The sequence below is a fragment of the Nocardioides sp. genome (assembly GCF_031422975.1).
Taxonomy (GTDB): Bacteria; Actinomycetota; Actinomycetes; order Propionibacteriales; family Nocardioidaceae; genus Nocardioides.
Genome location: NZ_JANPEO010000066.1, coordinates 1 through 3449, shown reverse-complemented (window position 1 = coordinate 3449; position 3449 = coordinate 1). Strand labels below are relative to the sequence as shown.

General features: G+C 69.9%; 4 protein-coding genes. 2 read left to right on the top strand and 2 right to left on the bottom strand.

Annotated features, from left to right (window positions below; all coding sequences use genetic code 11):
- Nucleotides 1–695, top strand: a 695-nt coding sequence (locus RMO85_RS02265) for a sugar phosphate nucleotidyltransferase (RefSeq protein ID WP_310526218.1), incomplete at its 5' end; no start/stop codon positions are given.
- On the opposite strand, the gene RMO85_RS02260 is transcribed toward RMO85_RS02265, so the two are convergent.
- A complete protein-coding gene (locus RMO85_RS02260) occupies nt 692–1645 on the bottom strand; it encodes a GDP-mannose 4,6-dehydratase (protein ID WP_310526217.1) in 954 nt (317 codons plus the stop codon). The genes RMO85_RS02265 and RMO85_RS02260 overlap by 4 nt on opposite strands.
- On the bottom strand, nt 1642–2634 hold the full coding sequence (locus tag RMO85_RS02255) for a GDP-mannose 4,6-dehydratase (protein WP_310526216.1): 993 nt from the start codon (nt 2632–2634) through the stop codon (nt 1642–1644). The genes RMO85_RS02260 and RMO85_RS02255 overlap by 4 nt, the downstream gene beginning before the upstream one ends.
- 42 nt (nt 2635–2676) lie before the next feature.
- On the opposite strand from RMO85_RS02255, the gene galE reads away from it, so the two are divergent.
- The coding region (galE, locus tag RMO85_RS02250) for a UDP-glucose 4-epimerase GalE (RefSeq protein ID WP_310526215.1) at nt 2677–3449 on the top strand (773 nt) is incomplete at its 3' end.

Here is a 3449-nt window from a genome sequence, read left to right as displayed (position 1 = left end):
TCCACCGGCTTCTCGGCAACGGCTCACAGTTCGGGGTGAACATCACGTTCGCGGTGCAGCCGAGTCCCGACGGGCTGGCCCAGGCCTTCATCATCGGTGCCGACCACATCGGCGACGAGACCTCGGGCCTCGTGCTCGGCGACAACATCTTCTACGGCACCGGGCTCGGCACCCGGCTGCGCCGGTTCGAGGAGCTCAAGGGCGCGGCCGTGTTCGGCTACCACGTGGCCGACCCCAAGGCCTATGGCGTCGTCGAGTTCGACGCCGAGGGCCGGGCGCTCTCCCTGGAGGAGAAGCCGGAGCACCCCAAGAGCCACTTCGCGGTGCCGGGCCTCTACTTCTACGACAACGACGTGATCGGTCACGCCCGCGACCTCAAGCCGTCGGCGCGCGGCGAGCTCGAGATCACCGACCTCAACCGGATCTACCTCGAGCAGGGCAACCTCCAGGTCGAGGTGCTGCCCCGCGGCACGGCCTGGCTCGACACCGGCACGTTCGACTCCCTCAACGACGCCAGCAACTTCGTGCGCACGATCGAGGGCCGCCAGGGCTTCAAGATCGGCGCCCCGGAGGAGGTCGCCTGGCGGATGGGCTTCCTGTCCGACGCCGAGCTCGCCGATCGGGCCGAGCCTCTGGTCAAGAGCGGGTACGGCGCCTACCTGCTCGGGCTCCTGGAGGAGCAGGCCGGTCGCTAGGAGGCCGAGAGGTCGGCTGCGACCATGGCCGCCACCACCGCGTCGAAGTCGACGGTGGGCGCCCAGCCGAGCGTGTCGCGTGCGTGCGTCGCGTCACCGGTGAGGTCGGTGGCGTCGGCCGGGCGGGCCAGGGCGGGGTCGCTGGTCACCAGCCCTTCCCAGTCTGTGATGCCGGCGTGCCGGAAGGCCGTCGCGACGAAGTCGCGGACCGTGTGACCGATGCCGGTGGCGATGACGTAGTCGTCAGGCTCGTCGGCCCGGGCGGCACGGACCATCGCATCGACGTAGTCCGGCGCCCAGCCCCAGTCGCGGCGGGCCTCGAGGTTGCCGAGGGTGAGCTCGCCGGCCTCGCCGCGGGCGATGGCGGCGACGGTGGAGGTGATCTTGCGGGTCACGAAGCGGTCCGGGCGCCTCGGTGACTCGTGGTTGTAGAGCACCAGGCTCGAGGCGTGCAGCCCGCGGTGGCGCTGGACCGCGACCGACAGGTGGGCGAAGGCCTTGGCTGCGCCGTACGGATTGAGCGGGCGCACCGGCGTCTGCTCGGTCTGCGGGGAGTGGTCGGGCTCGCCGAAGATCTCCGCGCTGGAGGCCTGGATGACGCGGACGTGGTCGCCGACCAGGCGGGCCGACTCCATCAGGGCGACCGCGGCGAGGCCGTTGACCTGGGCCGTGAGGTCGGGCTCGTCCCACGACTGCGCCACCGAGCTGATCGCCGCGAGGTTGTAGACCTCGTCGGGCGCCAGGTCGAGCACGAGCCGGCGAGTGGCGGCGATGTCGGCGAGGTCGCCGACATGCAGGGTCACCTCTGGCGGGCAGTACGGCGGGGTGGCGTCGTCGCGCAGGACGAGGGCGTGCACCTCGGTGCCGTCGGCCAGCAACCGCTCGGCCAGGTAGCTGCCGTCCTGCCCGCCGATCCCGGTGACCAGCGCCCTGTTGGCGGTGGGGGTCACCAGCCTGCCTTGAGGGCGGCCAGGTCGGCGTCGACCATCATCGTGACGAGCTCCTCGAAGCCGACCGTGGGCTTCCAGCCCAGCACCTCGTGCGCCTTGCTCGCGTCGCCGATCAGCTCATCGACCTCGGCCGGTCGCATGAAGGCAGGGTCCTGGCGGACGTAGCGGCGCCAGTCGTCGATGCCGACGTGGCCGAACGCGATCCTCAGCAGTTCCTCGATCGTGTGCGTCTCTCCGGTGGCGATGACGTAGTCGTCGGCCTCGGGCTGCTGCAGCATCCGCCACATCGCCTCGACGTAGTCGCCGGCGAAGCCCCAGTCGCGGCGGGCGTCGATGTTGCCCATGACGATCTCTTCTTGGAGTCCGAGCTTGATCGCCGCGACCGCCTTGCTGACCTTGCGGGTGACGAACTCCTCGCCGCGCCGCGGCGACTCGTGGTTGAAGAGGATGCCGGAGCTGGCGTGCATGCCGTAGGACTCGCGGTAGTTGATGGTCATGTAGTGGCCGTAGACCTTGCTCACGCCGTACGGCGAACGCGGCCAGAGCAGGGTCTTCTCGCGCTGCGGCGTCTCCTGCACCTTGCCGAACATCTCCGAGCTCGAGGCCTGGTAGAAACGCACGGATCCCGGGTCGTCGCCGGCGTGCAGGCGGACCGCCTCGAGGAGGTTGAGGACGCCCATGCCGGTCACGTCGCTGGTGACGAAGGCGTTCTCCCAGGAGTAGGCGACGAAGCTGACCGCGCCCAGGTTGTAGACCTCGTCGGGCTGGGAGTCGCGCAGCGCACGCATCAGGCTGGACAGGTCGGTCAGGTCACCGTTGTGCAGCCGGACGTCGGGGACGAGGCGCTCGACGAGCTCGCGTCGCGGATTGTTCTGTCCGCGGATCACGCCATGGACCTCATACCCCTTCGCGAGCAGCAGCTCCGCGAGGTAGAGGCCGTCCTGGCCGGTGATGCCGGTGATGAGTGCGGTGGGCCTGGCGGTGGACATGCGCACAGTGTGGCAGCCGGTGGCGCCGTAGGCTGACCCATCATGAAGATCCTGGTCACCGGCGGCGCCGGCTACATCGGCTCGCACACGGTTCTCGAGCTGCTCGGGCACGGTCACGACGTCGAGGTGCTCGACAACTTCGACAACTCCTCGCCCGAGGCGCTGCGCCGCGTCGAGAAGCTCGGCGGGCGCGACGTGCCGCTCCATGAGCTGGACCTGCGCGACGAGCCGGCCGTCACGGCGTTGTTCGCCGACGGCGGCTACGACGCGGTGATCCACTTCGCCGGGCACAAGGCGGTGGGGCAGAGCGTGGCCCAGCCGCTCGACTACTACGGCAACAACCTCGAGTCGACGCTCGTGCTGCTGCGCGCGATGGCCGCCTCGGAGACCCGCCAGCTGGTCTTCTCCTCCTCCGCGACGGTGTACGGCGACCACGCGCCCGTGCCCTATCAGGAGGATCACCAGCCGCTGGGTGCCAACAACCCCTACGGCTGGACCAAGGTGATGATCGAGCAGATCCTGTCCGACGTCGCCGCGGCCGACTCCTCGTGGCGGATCGGCATCCTGCGCTACTTCAACCCGGTCGGGGCGCACGAGTCCGGCGAGATCGGCGAGGACCCGTCGGGCATCCCCAACAACCTGACCCCCTACATCGCGCAGGTGGCGGTCGGTCGTCGGGACTCGCTGACCGTCTTCGGCGACGACTACCCGACCCCCGACGGCACGCCGCTGCGCGACTACATCCACGTCCTCGACCTCGCCACGGGCCACGTGGCCGCACTGGAGCACCTGTCGTCCTCGCCGGGTGGTGCCCG

Excerpts from the sequence above, each read along its gene's own strand:
- RMO85_RS02255 (WP_310526216.1), bottom strand. The coding sequence starts at position 2,634 with ATGTCCACCGCCAGGCCCACCGCACTCATCACCGGCATCACCGGCCAG.